Annotated in this window: 12 protein-coding genes and 1 pseudogene; 5 read left to right on the top strand and 8 right to left on the bottom strand. The window is 59.0% G+C overall.

Translation table 11 applies throughout. The features are described 5' to 3' along the window. Positions 1-4 precede the first annotated feature (4 nt). The 3 genes from AOA62_RS26995 to phoB form a co-directional block, all read right to left on the bottom strand. Positions 5-1,345 carry a hemolysin family protein gene (locus AOA62_RS26995; RefSeq protein ID WP_017135804.1) on the bottom strand — a complete coding sequence of 447 codons (1,341 nt, stop codon included), beginning with the start codon at positions 1,343-1,345 and terminating at the stop codon, positions 5-7. Between the two features lie 269 nt (positions 1,346-1,614). After that, positions 1,615-2,901, bottom strand: coding sequence for a phosphate regulon sensor histidine kinase PhoR (phoR, locus tag AOA62_RS27000; RefSeq protein WP_178111008.1), 1,287 nt, complete (start codon positions 2,899-2,901; stop codon positions 1,615-1,617). Positions 2,902-2,982: 81 nt separating this feature from the next. Further along, a complete protein-coding gene (gene phoB, locus AOA62_RS27005) occupies positions 2,983-3,672 on the bottom strand; it encodes a phosphate regulon transcriptional regulator PhoB (RefSeq protein WP_003195617.1) in 690 nt (229 codons plus the stop codon). Positions 3,673-3,826: 154 nt separating this feature from the next. On the opposite strand from phoB, the gene AOA62_RS27010 reads away from it, so the two are divergent. Then, positions 3,827-4,204, top strand: coding sequence for a hypothetical protein (locus AOA62_RS27010; RefSeq protein ID WP_017135806.1), 378 nt, complete (start codon positions 3,827-3,829; stop codon positions 4,202-4,204). A gap of 95 nt (positions 4,205-4,299) precedes the next feature. On the opposite strand, the gene ubiA is transcribed toward AOA62_RS27010, so the two are convergent. Further along, positions 4,300-5,190 (bottom strand): 4-hydroxybenzoate octaprenyltransferase, encoded by an 891-nt coding sequence (gene ubiA, locus AOA62_RS27015; RefSeq protein ID WP_099550242.1) that lies wholly within the window; start codon positions 5,188-5,190, stop codon positions 4,300-4,302. Beyond that, positions 5,190-5,753, bottom strand: coding sequence for a chorismate lyase (locus AOA62_RS27020; RefSeq protein WP_099550243.1), 564 nt, complete (start codon positions 5,751-5,753; stop codon positions 5,190-5,192). Before AOA62_RS27020 ends, ubiA begins: the two co-directional genes overlap by 1 nt. Before the next feature lie 195 nt (positions 5,754-5,948). On the opposite strand from AOA62_RS27020, the gene AOA62_RS27025 reads away from it, so the two are divergent. The 4 genes from AOA62_RS27025 (at position 5,949) to AOA62_RS27040 (ending at position 9,009) form a co-directional block, all read left to right on the top strand. Then, on the top strand, positions 5,949-6,116 hold the full coding sequence (locus tag AOA62_RS27025) for a rubredoxin (RefSeq protein ID WP_003213373.1): 168 nt from the start codon (positions 5,949-5,951) through the stop codon (positions 6,114-6,116). A gap of 36 nt (positions 6,117-6,152) precedes the next feature. Continuing rightward, a complete protein-coding gene (locus AOA62_RS27030; protein ID WP_017135809.1) occupies positions 6,153-7,301 on the top strand; it encodes an NAD(P)/FAD-dependent oxidoreductase in 1,149 nt (382 codons plus the stop codon). A 191-nt stretch (positions 7,302-7,492) separates the two neighbouring features. Next, a complete protein-coding gene (locus AOA62_RS27035) occupies positions 7,493-7,768 on the top strand; it encodes an HU family DNA-binding protein (protein ID WP_003213368.1) in 276 nt (91 codons plus the stop codon). A gap of 779 nt (positions 7,769-8,547) precedes the next feature. Further along, entirely contained in the window at positions 8,548-9,009 is a 462-nt protein-coding gene (locus AOA62_RS27040) for a type III secretion effector protein (protein WP_099550244.1), read from the top strand. Positions 9,010-9,166: 157 nt separating this feature from the next. On the opposite strand, the pseudogene AOA62_RS27045 reads toward AOA62_RS27040, so the two are convergent. From AOA62_RS27045 to AOA62_RS27055, 3 genes and pseudogenes are all read right to left on the bottom strand, one after another. Continuing rightward, a pseudogene (locus AOA62_RS27045) lies at positions 9,167-10,246 on the bottom strand (type IV secretion protein Rhs); the annotation flags it as partial. Between the two features lie 28 nt (positions 10,247-10,274). Then, positions 10,275-10,844 carry an Imm26 family immunity protein gene (locus AOA62_RS27050; protein ID WP_017134641.1) on the bottom strand — a complete coding sequence of 190 codons (570 nt, stop codon included), beginning with the start codon at positions 10,842-10,844 and terminating at the stop codon, positions 10,275-10,277. A gap of 13 nt (positions 10,845-10,857) precedes the next feature. Beyond that, a partial coding sequence (locus tag AOA62_RS27055; RefSeq protein ID WP_099550245.1) for an RHS repeat-associated core domain-containing protein occupies positions 10,858-14,213 on the bottom strand: 3,356 nt, incomplete at its 5' end.

Genomic DNA, 14,213 nt, shown 5'->3' on the forward strand with positions numbered 1-14,213 from the left:
GGCGTCAATCCAGCAGCAACACCTTGGCCAGGACGATCTTCGGCCCTTTCATCTTCTTGATGATGATGCGCAAGCCTTCAACTTCCAGCACTTCTTCCTCTTCCGGCACGCGTTTCAACGTGTCGTAGATCAAGCCGGCCAGGGTTTCGGCTTCGATGTGGTCCAGGTCCACGCCCAGCAGGCGCTCCACCTTGAACAGCGGCGTGTCGCCACGCACCAGCAGTTTGCCTGGCTGGTAGGCGAGGATGCCGCGCTCGGCCTTGCGGTGTTCGTCCTGGATATCGCCGACCAGCACTTCCAGCACGTCTTCCATGGTCAGGTAGCCGATGACTTTGCCGTCGGCTTCTTCCACCAGGGCAAAGTGCGCGCCGCCTTTGCGGAACTGCTCCAGCAGCTGTGACAGCGGCATGTGCCGCGAGACACGCTCCAGCGGGCGGGTCAGCTCGGCCAGGTTGAACGACTCGGGGATGTGGTCCAGGGCAGCCAGTTCCAGCAGCAGGTCCTTGATGTGCAGCAAGCCGACAAACTCGTTGCGATCGGCGTCATACACCGGGTAGCGGCTGAATTTGTGGCGGCGGAACAGCGCGAGGATTTCCTTGAGCGGGGCGTTGAAGTCCAGGGTCACCAGGTCTTCGCGGGAGTTGGCCCAGTCCACCACTTCCAGCTCGCCCATTTCCACAGCCGAAGCCAGTACGCGCATGCCTTGGTCGCTTGGGTCCTGGCCACGGCTGGAGTGCAGGATCAGCTTGAGTTCTTCGCGGCTGTAATGGTGCTCATGGTGCGGGCCGGGCTCGCCTTGGCCGGCGATACGCAAGATGGCGTTGGCGCTGGCGTTGAGCAGGTAGATTGCCGGGTACATGGCCCAGTAGAACAGGTACAGCGGCACCGCCGTCCACAGCGATAGCAGCTCGGGTTTGCGAATTGCCCAGGACTTGGGGGCCAATTCACCGACCACGATGTGCAGGTAGGAAATCACGAAGAAGGCGGCAAAAAACGACACGCCTTTGATCACTTCAGGCGATTGCACGCCGATGGCGCCCAGCAATGGCTCGAGGATGTGCGCAAAGGCCGGCTCACCGACCCAGCCCAGGCCCAGGGAGGCGAGGGTAATACCCAATTGGCAGGCCGACAGATAGGCGTCGAGCTGACTGTGGACGGTGCGCAGGATCTGCCCGCGCCAGCCGTTCTTGTGGGCGATGGCCTCGACCCGGGTGGCGCGCAGTTTGACCATGGCAAATTCCGCTGCAACGAAGAAACCGTTGAGCAGTACCAGGATCAGTGCAAAAAGAATCATGCCGAAATCGGCGAAGAGTGTAGCGAGGGTGATACCAGGGGAAGGGTCCATGATGGGGTTTTGCAGGTTCCGTGTGTTCAATAAGGGGTGACAGACAGGCCTGAAAGGCAGGCGCAAGTCGGCCAATGTAGCGGCTGACGGGGCGCTTGCCTAGTGCCCGCTGCCGGGCGGAGCCTGGAAAGCCTTTTGCCAAACCATGCAAATCCAATGTAGGAGCTGGCTTGCCTGCGATAGCGGCCTGCCAGTTGAGGTGATTTCAGCTGACCCACCGCCATCGCAGGCAAGCCAGCTCCCACACTTAGATTTACGTTGTTTTCGGGTTATTCATCTGTGCCGATCACCCGCGAACGGGTCATCTGCGCCGGTGGGAAATGGCAGGTAAAGGTGCTGCCATGCCCCAGCACGCTGCTGATCTCCAACCGTGCGCGGTGGCGCAACAGCACGTGTTTGACGATCGCCAGGCCCAGCCCGGTGCCGCCGGTGTTGGAGTTGCGGCTTGAGTCGACGCGGTAGAAGCGTTCGGTCAGGCGCGGCAGGTGCTTGGCGTCGATACCGATGCCGGAGTCCTGCACGCTCAAGTGTGCGCCGTGCTCATCGCTCCACCAGCGGATGCGGATATTGCCCTTGTCCTGGGTGTACTTCACGGCGTTGAACACCAGGTTGGAAAACGCGCTGCGCAACTCACCTTCGCTGCCTTTGAGCAATACCTGCGGGTCGGCTTCCAGTGTGATCTGTTGCCCGCGCTCGCCGGAAAGCGCCTGGGCGTCATTCTTGATGGTCTGCAGCAGGCTTTGCACCGCCACCGGATGGTTGTCCGACGGGTAATCGGTGGCTTCCAGCTTGGCCAGCAACAGCAGGTCATTGAGCAGGGTTTGCATGCGTGAGCCCTGCTGCTGCATCTGCTGCAGGGCACGGCTCCAGCGCGGGTTGATCTCGTCGACGTTGTCCAGCAGCGTCTCCAGGTAGCCGCAGATCACCGTCAACGGTGTGCGCAGTTCGTGGGAGACGTTGGCGACGAAGTCTTTGCGCATCTGTTCCAACTGGTGAATGCGCGTTACGTCGCGCACCAGCATCAGGTGCTCGTTGTTGCCATAACGCGTCAGGTACAGCTGGATGCGCACGCGGTCATTGGTAGGCGAGGGGATTTCCAGCGCTTCTTCGTAGTTCTCCTGTTCGAAGTACTCCTTGAAGCGCGGGTGGCGCACCAGGTTGGTCACCGGCTGACCGCTGTCCTGGGGCGTCTTGAGGCCCAGCAAGGTCTCGGCAGCGCGGTTCCACCACTCCAGGTTGCCGTCGCTGTCGAGCATGATCACCGCGTCTTTGAGCGCAGCGGTAGACTCCTGCACCCGGTCGATCACCGCCTGCAGGCGCCCGCGAACCCTTTGGTCGCGGCGTTGCAGGTGGTAGATGCTGTCGAACACTTCGCCCCACAGGCCGTAGCCGTCGGGTGGTGCTTCGTCGGGTTTGTGCTGGCGCAGCCATTCATGCAGGCGCAGCAATTGTTTGAGGGTCCAGCCCAGGTACAGGCCGATACCAACGGCCAGGCTCCAACCGTAATAACCGCTGATCAAACCCACCACCAAGCAACCGGTGATCAACAGAAGCATGTGGCGAATCAGGGTGCCATGCCAGTTCTGGTTCACTTAAACATGCGTCCTTGTCAGCTGTTAAGGAAAGGAAGGGCCGGCTCAACCTTTGGTGGAAAAGCGATAGCCGGTGCCGCGCACGGTTTGTACCAGATTCTCGTAGGCATCGCCCAAGGCTTTGCGCAGGCGGCGGATATGCACGTCAACCGTGCGCTCCTCCACATACACATTGCCGCCCCACACCTGGTCCAGCAATTGCCCACGGGTATAGGCGCGCTCCTGGTGGGTCATGAAAAATTGCAGCAGGCGGTATTCGGTCGGCCCCATCTCGGCCGGCTTGCCGTCGATGGTCACGCGGTGGCTGATCGGGTCCAGGATCAGCCCGTCGACTTCGATCGGCGCTTCGCCATCGGTAGGGCCGGCACGGCGCAGTACGGCCTTCAGGCGCGCTACCAGCTCACGTGGGGAAAACGGCTTGGTGATGTAGTCATCAGCGCCGACTTCCAGGCCCTGGATCTTGTTGTCCTCTTCACCCTTGGCGGTGAGCATGATGATCGGGATATCCCCGGTCAGCTCGTCACGCTTGAGGCGACGGGCCAGTTCGATGCCGGAGGTGCCGGGCAGCATCCAGTCCAGCAGGATCAGGTCCGGCTTGCGGTCGACGATAATGGCATGGGCCTGCTGGGAGTTCTCCGCCTCCAGGCAGTCATAGCCGGCCATTTCCAACGCAACGGCGATCATCTCGCGAATGGGCGCTTCGTCGTCAACGATCAGAATGCTCCTGCCAACCATGCTCAAAATCCTCTTGTCATTTAACTGTCTTGCGCCGCATTAGATAACGGAATTATTGCAGTCGTGTGACAGTAATTTAGACGATCGGGCAATTCACGGCACTCTGGACTACCCTTTGGGTCCGAATCCTGACAACCACAAAAGGAAGGTTCCGATGACTTACAGCACTGTTTCATGGAAAGCCCTGTTGGTATCGGCGGCGTTGACGCTGCCGGGCCTGGCGTTTGCGGCGGAGCCGGCGATGACTCACGACGGAATGTTGGTGGATCACAAGGGGCTGACCCTCTACACCTTTGACAAGGATGCCGACGGCAAGTCGGTGTGCAAAGACCAGTGTGCGACCAACTGGCCGCCGCTGAAGGCTGAGTCTACTGACAAGTCGATGGGTGATTGGACAGTCATTACCCGCGACGACCAGACCAGTCAGTGGGCTTACAAAGGCAAGCCTGTCTACACCTACAAGGATGACAAGAAGGCGGGTGACAAGACCGGTGATGGCAAGGGCGGGGCGTGGCACGTAATCAAGCCCTGACCACGCAGTGCGGCTGAAACCATCGCGGGCAAGCCCGCTCCCACAGGGGAATGCGTTCCAAATGTGGGCTTGCCCGCGATGGCGTCAGCACTGACTTACCGAAACCCGTAATCCGCCACAATCCCGACAAAAATCGCCAACCCCGCCCAGTGGTTATGCAAAAACGCCTTGAAGCATTTCATCCGATCCTTGTCCCGGGTGTACCAGAACTCCCAGGCAAAACAGCCCGCCGCCGCCAGCAACCCCAGATGGAACCAGCCACCCAGCTCGAACCGCTGCCCCGCCAATAGCAGGCACACCAGCGATAAACCTTGCAGGGTCAGAATGATCACGCGGTCCGCATCGCCGAACAGAATGGCGGTGGATTTCACCCCGATCTTCAAGTCGTCATCGCGGTCGGTCATCGCGTAATACGTGTCGTAGCCCACCGTCCACAGCAAGTTGGCGATGTACAGCAGCCACGCCGTGGCCGGCAAATACCCGGTCTCGGCAGTGAATGCCATCGGCATGCCCCATGAAAACGCCGCGCCCAGCACCACTTGTGGGTAATAGGTGTAGCGCTTCATGAACGGGTAGCTCGCCGCCAGCGCCAGGCCGCCCAAGGACAGCAGGATGGTGGTCGCGTTGGTCAGCAGCACCAGCAGAAAACTGATGCCCATCAGCACCGCAAAAAACACCAAGGCCTCTTTGGAACTGATCTTGCCGCTCACCAGCGGCCGTTGCTCGGTGCGTTTCACATGGCCGTCGACCTTGCGGTCGGCCCAGTCATTGATCACGCAGCCGCCGGCGCGGGTCAGCACCACGCCCAGCACGAAAATCACTATATTGAGCAACGACGGCGAGCCCTTGCCCGCAATCCACAGCGCCCAAAGCGTCGGCCACAACAGCAGGTAAATGCCGATGGGTTTGTCCATGCGGGTCAACTGAATGAAATCCCACGCCCTGGGGTTCAGGCGGTTCAAGGACTTGAGCAGACGTTGATACATCAGCAGTTCTCCGGATGGTCATGCAGCGCATGCCAGAAGCTGGGCAGGAAAATTTCCGCGACCAGCACGCTCAACGGCCCGCGATCAAAGCGCGAGCGGCGCGCCCACAGGCCATCGGCCTGGTCGGCGCTCGGCAGCCATTGCCGTGGGTAATGGCATACCTCGATCGCCTGGCGAGTGAAGGCCTGATCGCAGAACAGCAACTCGCCCAGCGAACGGCTGCCCAATTCGTCCATGTGCAAGCCATCGCCCTGCAAGGCACTGCGCGCCGCCACGCTGCGGGCAAACACCCACGGTTGGCCATGCCCGCGCAAATACACCTCGCGTACCCAGCCGACCGTGGCCGGGGCCATACCCAACGCCGCACATTCATCCTCGCGCAGTGGCTGCCAGCCTTCGAACAGTGGCGTCACGCTGAAGCCGTCGTTGGACAGCCACGTAAGCCGGCGCGTCAGCGAGCCTTCGTCGAACAGCCAGTTGAGGGTCAATGGCGCGGGCATTGGGCTCAGAAGGCTCTGGGTCAGCCATTGGCAAGCATCGGGACAGGCGATTGAGTGCGGCACGGTGAGTCAGTTTTGGCAGTAAAAGAGGCGGCGAGCTTACCATGGCGTCCTGAACTTTTGCCGGGCTGAACCGGCCGTTTGCGCCGAACATGCTTGCATCTGCCGGCCCCGATCAGTACAAAACGCCCTGAGCCGCACGGCAACGTTGGTCTATCGACCGTCGGCCAAGATGCCTGGACCCTGAGGAAGCAAGTAATGAAGAAGTGGCAATGTGTAGTCTGCGGCCTGATCTATGACGAAAAAGACGGCTGGCCGGATGACGGTATCGCACCGGGCACCCTGTGGCAGGACGTCCCGGAAGACTGGCTGTGCCCGGACTGCGGCGTGGGCAAAATGGATTTCGAAATGATCGAAATCGGCTAAACATCGGTTTAAGAAACGTACTACAAGGAGAAAGGAATGAACGCACCTGTCGTGATCATCGGCACAGGGCTGGCCGGTTACAACGTGGCCCGGGAATTTCGCAAGCTCGACAGCGAGACCCCGTTGCTGCTGATCACCGCGGATGACGGGCGCTCCTACTCCAAGCCCATGCTCTCCACCGGCTTTGGCAAGAACAAGGAAGCCGATGGCCTGAGCATGGCTGAGCCGGGCGCCATGGCCGAGCAACTCAAGGCCGAAGTGCGCACCCACACGCGCATCAGCGGCATCGACCCGGGCCACAAACGCCTGTGGATCGGCGAGGAAGCGGTAGCCTACCGCGACCTGATCCTGGCTTGGGGCGCAGAAGCCGTGCGCGTGCCGGTAGAAGGCGATGCGGCGGAACTGATTTTCCCGATCAATGACCTTGAAGATTACGCACGCTTCCGTGCCGCTGCTGCCGGTAAGCGCCGTGTGCTGCTGCTGGGCGCGGGCCTGATCGGCTGTGAATTCGCCAACGACCTGATACTTGGCGGCTATGAAATTGATCTGGTCGCACCCTGCGAGCAAGTCATGCCGACTCTGCTGCACCCAGCAGCGGCTGGCGCTGTGCAAGCCGGGCTGGAAGGCCTCGGCGCGCGGTTCCACTTGGGCCCGGTGCTCAACCGCTTGCAGCGCACGGCGGATGGCCTGGAAGCGCACCTGTCGGATGGTGAAGTGATCCACTGCGACCTGGTGGTCTCGGCCATCGGCCTGCGTCCGCGCGTGGACCTGGCTGCTGCCGCCGGCCTGCAGATCAACCGTGGAATCATGGTGGACCGCCACCTCAAGACCTCCCACGCCAACATCTACGCCCTGGGCGACTGCGCCGAGGTCGATGGCCTCAACCTGCTGTACGTGATGCCATTGATGAGCTGCGCCCGCGCCCTGGCCCAAACCCTTGCCGGCAACGCCACCGCCGTCAGCTATGGGCCGATGCCGATCACCGTCAAAACCCCGATCTGCCCTCTGGTGGTATCGCCGCCGCCACGCGGCACCGAAGGCGTGTGGAGCGTCGAAGGGCAGGGCGCCGACATCAAGGCCTTGTGCCGCGACGCCAGCGGCCGCCTGCTGGGTTATGCGCTGACCGGCAGCGCCGTCATGGAAAAACTTGCCCTTAACAAAGAACTTCCGCCATTGCTGGCGTAAATGCCGGTCGTTCTGTCGGAATCAGCACCTTCTTACCCCCAGAAAGGTCGCCGCGAGACTGGCGGAGCGTGCGAGGGCATGCCATCCTCACTCCCGTCTGCCGCAGAGTAGAGCCTGCGGCGCCTTGGGCGCTGCTCCACCAGAGAGCAGCACGGACATAACAACAAAAAACCGTCAAAGAGGCTTCACTTATGCGTAAACCAGAACTCGCAGCCGCTATTGCAGAAAAAGCAGACCTGACCAAAGAGCAGGCCAACCGCGTCCTCAACGCCGTTCTCGAAGAAATCACCGGCGCCCTGCACCGCAAGGACAGCGTCACCCTGGTGGGCTTCGGCACCTTCCTGCAACGCCACCGCGGCGCCCGCACCGGCAAAAACCCGCAAACCGGTGAGCCAGTGAAAATCAAGGCGAGCAACACCGTTGCATTCAAGCCGGGCAAGTCGCTCAAAGACAGCGTCAACCCGTAATAGCAGGACCGTCTGAAGGGAGGCGGGTTGGTAAGAAAATGGGCACGCCGACTGGGTTGGGTGCCCATTTTTGTTGGGCGTCGTTAAAGCGGGTGATGGCACCGGCACTTCAATGGCTCTAAAGGTGGGGGGCAAAGCAACGGGTCGTCTCGATGTTTTTTATAACTATTTAAATGTTCAGATTCAGCGCAGTAGTCACGCGTACGGAGTTAGGCTGCTATTTGAATTGGAACGGTTTTGCTTTATGCAACCACGTATAGGCTGAGGTTGCAGGGAGCCCTCCTTAAGTCGATAACTTACTTGGAGAAAAAATGAAACTATCCAATCAAGCCTATGTTCCCCTCCTTCCGCCCCTGACTAACGTCGATGTGGCACAACCAAAACTACCGGTGCCACCAGGACTACTCGATCAGTCCTCCCAACCGACTAAACCGGGCGCGCATACATTAGATCCAAATGCTTACCCTGAAGGTACCGCTGAGGAGCATAGTAATAGAACGATCAGGGGTTTTAGGTTTCGCCCCAGAATACCTGCAACAAGGCCACTCAAACCGCCAAAACCGCTAACGCCACCTAAACCACCTAGGCCCGCACCCTCGGCGAGTAGGCCAAGCAGTGTTGCGAGTGCTGCCAATACCGCCAGGGCTGTTGGCGCTTTGCAGTTCCCTCCCATTGCCTCCTCACTGGCCACTCAGGCGCGAAACTCGTTCGTTGAGGCGGGTGTAAGTACCCTGATCAACCTTCCACTCAGCGTTGCCCAGCATGTAACGTCGAAAGCCATGACGGATAGAATTGACGCGCAATCGAAAATGCCCGGCGCAGAGAAAAAGAACGTAGACGGAACAAAGAGTACTGTAGATCCGTCCGCGACAGATCAACAAAAAATAGAAGCACGCCTGGAAGGTGCTGAAATAAAAACAGAGTTATTGGCCAACACCATTCTGTCCATCAACGAAGGGGCAGACGCTAACGCCGTAGGTAAAGACCCCGCGGCGTCAACCGACATCAATGCGCGATTGACCGGCCTTGAGAAGAGGATGGACACAATAGAGGGGCAGATGGAAGGCATCGCTGAACGATACGGACTTGTCTACTGCCCCTATTCCGAACCTGAATCTTCGCAAGCACCGACAGATAAGTCTCGTGTAGAGACTATTGAGCAGCGCTACAAGTATATGAATACAATGGTTAAAAAATTGAAAGCTGCCAAGGAAATCGATAAAGAGGATGATGCGGAATAAGATTTTTTAAAAAAGGGAGGAGGGGACAGATTTATTTAATTTTGCTGAGTTTAATAAAGTTGTCTCCTTTTCCGTTGTTGTTGCAGGGTAGGTGTTAGCGGAAAAGGGGACGCATTTATTTAAGAGCTAGAGTGAGATGAGAAATAAATCTGTCCCCATTTTTCCCCTCAACCAACCGACTTTCCGCGTCATACGCAAACCGCTGCACCCCTCGCTTGGCGCTGCGCTTCTCGACCATTCGCCCAAACGCGTCGTAGCGATAACGCTTGTCCTGATACGTCAGCAGCTTGTTATGCACCACCAACCCGGCGCCTGCGTGCGGGCCATCCAGCAGGTTGGCGGCGGCGTCGTAGGCAAAGGTTTCGCGCTGCCCATGCAGGCTGTCCTGGCTGGCGATGATGCGGCCGGTGGCGTCGTAGTGCAGCAGTTGGCGATGTTGCGCGGCGGGTTGCTGGTCGAGTTTGCCGATCAGGTTGTCGGCGGGGTCATATTCGAACTGTTTTTGCGCTGTCGCCGGCATCAACGATGGCTGAGCCGCAAGACGCCGTTGGCGTGAGCGCAGGCGGCCGCTGCGGTCGTATTCGCTGCGGGTGCTGAGCTGGCCCTGGGTGCGCAGCACTTCGCGGTGCAGGCGGTCGCGCTCGAAATCGCTGATGACCTGGCCGTCGAGGTTGATCTGGTGCAGGTGGCCGAGTTCGTCGTAGTGATGTTGCAGGTTGCCACCGGCACTCTGTTCGGCAAGTAACTGGCCGAGGGCGTCGTAGGCGAAACCCAGCGCCTGGGCGTTGCCTTGCAGATCAGTGAAGGTCACAGCCGTGAGCTGATCTACCGCATCGTAGCTGTAGTCGGTGCGGCCATCGTCGGTGGTTTTGGCGACCAGTCGGCCGACCGCATCACGCTCCAGCCGATGAACGATGGGCGCGGGTGGCGTCTCGGGCACCACCGCCAGTCCATTGCCATAAGGTGCAGGATGAGCAGTCACCGCGGTGATGTTGTCGAGCAAGTCATAGTTGTAGCGTTTGGCGCTGCCGTCGAAGTCTTGCTGCTCGGTCAGCCGATCCCCGGCGTCCCATGCGAACCGATAGCTCTCACCGTTCTCATTGACCAGCGCTTGCAGCCGCCCGTAGCTGTCGTAACCAAATTGCACCTGCCGCCCATGGGCATCGGTGCGCTGGCGTACCTGGCCACGCCGGTTGTGTTGGTAGAGCGTGGTGTGCCCGGCGGGGTCGGTATAGCCATAAAACCTGCCCTCTTTTCTCCCGTTTTTATTGGGCGGCGAATAATGCTTGTGCGCTGAGTGCGGCCTTATTTACTCGTTCTGAGGCGATGGTGCTATCAATGCGCAAGTCGGGGGGTAACTTCTCATAGTCCATCGGCTCAGCATCAGAGATCGCTCCACGTAAGTGTGCGATCACCCTGAAAATAATGTGATGCATGCGCCAGCAGATGGATGGCTCAATGTTGTTCAGCTGTTGCTCTGTAGCGGGCTTGCTGACACCGCCTACCCAGATTTCTGACTCGAACGCGAATTGAATTTCGTCATATCCAGAGGACTCTTTTTTGTAGTCCGGATCACTGAAAAGGATCTTCCATCGAGGAATTTCCGAGAAAAGCATGCTGCAGAAAATCGGTCGGAACAGACGTGTGGAGGTGTCTACCTCGCTCAATGACACGGGTATTTGCGTATAAAATTTCGCAAAAACCTCGATCAGATGCCCCAGCGCAGGGGGAATGAGCTCGATATAGCGGGCAATAACAAACCCAGTCTCATCTGAAGAGTTGAGGGCCGGGATATAAAAAAGATCGCCCGGTTTAGGTGACTTCAGGGTTTTCATGCAATGGCCTCATTTATGTACAGGATTTGACTTTGCTTGGTTTGAGGCCCAGCGCCTTCGCCGCAACTTTATAGTTTTTATAGTGAGATTTTCCACGCGCATCAGTGCGGCCTTTATTAATGGGTTCAATGACGTTGCCTGGGAATTTGCCCTTCGTTTTGTATTTCTCGCGATACGCTTGTTCATAGCCCTTGGCTTGAGTGTAAGTCATCTTGCCATCCTGGCCCTTCAACACTTTAAGCTCCCCTTTTCCGAGACGTGTGGACCTGTCGTGCTGTTTTTCACGTGCGGCGGGAAGTTGCTCTGTGTGACCAATGTAATACGGTGTTTTGGCATTGGGGGCGTAGAGTCCGTATACATAAAAACCAGGTTTGTTCAGCGGTGTTTGAACCCAGCCTAGTGGATCGCTCCAAGTAAAGGGATTTGCGCCGTACAAGTAGAGATTCAGGCCACCTTGCAACCCAATCGGATCCGGCGTCGTAAACCGTCCCATATCCGGATCATAAAACCTGAACGTATTAAAATGCAGCCCCGTCTCCCGGTCCAGATACTGCCCCTGAAACCTCAGGTTCTGCTCCTCAATGTAATAAGGCTCACGCACCTCTTCCAGCGTGTTGCCCCACACCCGATAAGTCGCCTGCCAGAGCATGTGGCCATCCATCTCTGTCAGCTGCTCCGGCAACCCATTCAGGTCGTTATGGTAGTAACGAATCTTCTGCAACGGCCCGGCACCGTCAACGCGAGCCAAGGGTTGGTAGCCTTCATCTTCATAGACGTAAAGACTCGTCTGACTGTGCTTATGCTCCTGCAATAACCGCAAGCCGTCCCAGGTAAACCGCGTTTCCCCCAGTGGATATCCATCACCGCCATGCTCGGTTTTTTCTATCCGACGGCCTAGCGGGTCATACACCATCCTGACCACGCTACCATCGTCATTACGCACCTCAACCAACCGGCTCTCAGCGTCATACGCAAACCGCTGCACCCCTCGCTTGGCGCTGCGCTTCTCGACCATCCGCCCAAACGCATCGTAGCGATAACGCTTGTCCTGATACGTCAGCAGCTTGTTATGCACCACCAACCCGGCACCCGCTTGCGGGCCATCCAGCAGGTTGGCGGCGGCGTCGTAGGCGAAGGTTTCGCGCTGCCCGTGCAGGCTGTCCTGGCTGGCGATGATGCGGCCGGTGGCGTCGTAGTGCAGCAGTTGGCGATGTTGCGCCGCGGGTTGTTGGTCGAGTTTGCCGATCAGGTTGTCGGCGGGGTCGTATTCGAACTGCTTTTGCGCCGCTGCGGGCATCAGCGTTGGCTGGCTGTTCAGGCGGCGCTGACGTGAGCGCAGGCGGCCGCTGCGGTCGTATTCGCTGCGGGTGCTGAGCTGGCCTTGGGTGCGCAGCACTTCGCGGTGCAGGCGGTCTCGCTCGAAATCGCTGATGACCTGGCCGTCGAGGTTGATCTGGTGCAGGTGGCCGCTGCCGTAGTACAGGCGGTTGAGCCAGCGGCCGTCCGGCAACTGGGTCTGGATCAGGTTGCCGAGTTCGTCGTAGTGATGTTGCAGGTTGCCACCGGCACTCTGTTCGGCAAGCAACTGGCCGAGGGCGTCGTAGGCGAAACCCAGCGCCTGGGCGTTGCCTTGCAGATCAGTGAAGGTCACAGCCGTGAGCTGATCTACCGCATCGTAGCGGTAGTCGGTGCGGCCACCGTCGGTGGTTTTGGCGACCAGTCGGCCGACCGCATCACGCTCCAGCCGATGAACGATGGGCGCGGGTGGCGTCTCGGGCACCACCGCCAGTCCATTGCCATAAGGTGCAGGATGAGCAGTCACCGTCGTGATGTTGTCGAGCAAGTCGTAGTCGTAGCGTTTGGCGCTGCCGTCGAGGTCTTGCTGCTCGGTCAGCCGATCCCCGGCGTCCCACGCAAACCGATAGCTTTCACCGTTCTCATTGACCAGCGCTTGCAACCGCCCGTAGCTGTCATACCCAAACTGCACTTGCCGCCCATGGGCATCGGTGCGTTGGCGTACCTGGCCTCGCCGGTTGTGTTGGTAGAGTGTGGTGTGCCCGGCGGGGTCGGTGTAGCCCACCAACTGCCCGCTGGCGTCGCGCTGATACTGCTCGGTGCGCCCATCCGGTAATTGGCTGCTGAGCAAACGCCCCTGGGCGTCGTAGCTGAACTGCGTGCGTTCACCCAAGGCATCAGTGATGACCTGCAAATAGCCACGGTTGTCGTAGCTGAAACGCGTCGGGTAGCCCGAGCAGTCGATATGCTCGACCAACTGCCCAAACGGATTCCAGCGCAGTTGTTTGCTTTTGCCAGTGGCATCAATGATTTCTACTGGCTGGCCGTGGGCGTCATAGCGGTAACGGGTGATATAGCCCAGCGGATCGGTCTCGGCGATGCAATTGCCGCGAGGGTCGTAGCGATACTGCCAACTGTTGTCGGCGGCGTCGGTTTCCACCAGCGGTAAAGCCCAATGCTCCAGCCACAAGGTCGAATCACTGCGGCCCAGCGGGTCGGTTTCGCCAATTACGTTACCGCTATCATCGTAGCTGTATTCATAGCGCCCACCCAACGGATCAGTCGCGCTGAGCAACTGACGTTCGTCATTCCACTCAAATAGCCAAGTCTGGCCGAGGTTGTCGCTGTACTGAATGATCTGATGCTGAGTATTCCAGTACCGCGTACTCACGCGCTGCAGGCCGTCGGTGATGCGCGTGAGGCCAGCCTGCAGGTCATAGTCGAACTGGTAAGCGTCGCCCTCATCGGTCCAATGCCGAACCACGCGCCATTCCAGGCCTTCGATCAACGCCCACTCATAGAAACAGCGCAATCCGGTGGGTAATTGATGCTCCACCATTCGGCGCCCGGCATCGTAGGCAAAACGCCGCTGCACTTGATCGGTTGCATCACGCACTTGCGCGAGATTGCCTGCCGCGTCGTAGCCATAGCTCACCAGCACTTCGCGACGTTGTTCCGGGTACAGGCGTTCAATGCGGTTCACATGGCCCTGATCACGGATCAGCTCAACCTGAACCAGATCGAACGTATCGCGCAGGCGCACCAAACGTCCGGCTTCGTCATAGTCGATATAGATACGGTTGTCGTTACGATCACCCAGTTGGCTCAGACGCAGTTGCGACGGGTTTGCTGGCGCAGCTTCGAACAAGCGGTACATGCCGTCGTCGCTTTCGATCAGCAATTGCCCATTGAGGTGTCGCCGCACGGCAAGCCCTTCGCCCGGGCTGAACACTGCGCCGCCCAACGGAATGGCGCCCATGTCGATGGGCCGCCCCTGCTCGTCGGTATACACGAGCGTTTCGCCGCCCTCGGGATGCGGCTGAATGTCGACGCATACTTCGTAGGGCACGCTCC

It is taken from the genome of Pseudomonas sp. 2995-3 (assembly GCF_002742565.1).
GTDB lineage: Bacteria > Pseudomonadota > Gammaproteobacteria > Pseudomonadales > Pseudomonadaceae > Aquipseudomonas > Aquipseudomonas edaphica.

Bases quoted from the DNA above. Each gene is read 5' to 3' on its own strand.
- AOA62_RS27010 (WP_017135806.1), top strand. From the start codon at position 3,827: ATGACTTACAGCACTGTTTCATGGAAAGCCCTGTTGGTATCGGCGGCG.
- AOA62_RS27035 (WP_003213368.1), top strand. From the start codon at position 7,493: ATGCGTAAACCAGAACTCGCAGCCGCTATTGCAGAAAAAGCAGACCTG.
- AOA62_RS27050 (WP_017134641.1), bottom strand. From the start codon at position 10,844: ATGAAAACCCTGAAGTCACCTAAACCGGGCGATCTTTTTTATATCCCG.
- phoB (WP_003195617.1), bottom strand. From the start codon at position 3,672: ATGGTTGGCAGGAGCATTCTGATCGTTGACGACGAAGCGCCCATTCGC.
- ubiA (WP_099550242.1), bottom strand. From the start codon at position 5,190: ATGTATCAACGTCTGCTCAAGTCCTTGAACCGCCTGAACCCCAGGGCG.
- phoR (WP_178111008.1), bottom strand. From the start codon at position 2,901: ATGCTTCTGTTGATCACCGGTTGCTTGGTGGTGGGTTTGATCAGCGGT.
- AOA62_RS27040 (WP_099550244.1), top strand. From the start codon at position 8,548: ATGACGGATAGAATTGACGCGCAATCGAAAATGCCCGGCGCAGAGAAA.
- AOA62_RS27025 (WP_003213373.1), top strand. From the start codon at position 5,949: ATGAAGAAGTGGCAATGTGTAGTCTGCGGCCTGATCTATGACGAAAAA.
- AOA62_RS26995 (WP_017135804.1), bottom strand. From the start codon at position 1,345: ATGGACCCTTCCCCTGGTATCACCCTCGCTACACTCTTCGCCGATTTC.
- AOA62_RS27030 (WP_017135809.1), top strand. From the start codon at position 6,153: ATGAACGCACCTGTCGTGATCATCGGCACAGGGCTGGCCGGTTACAAC.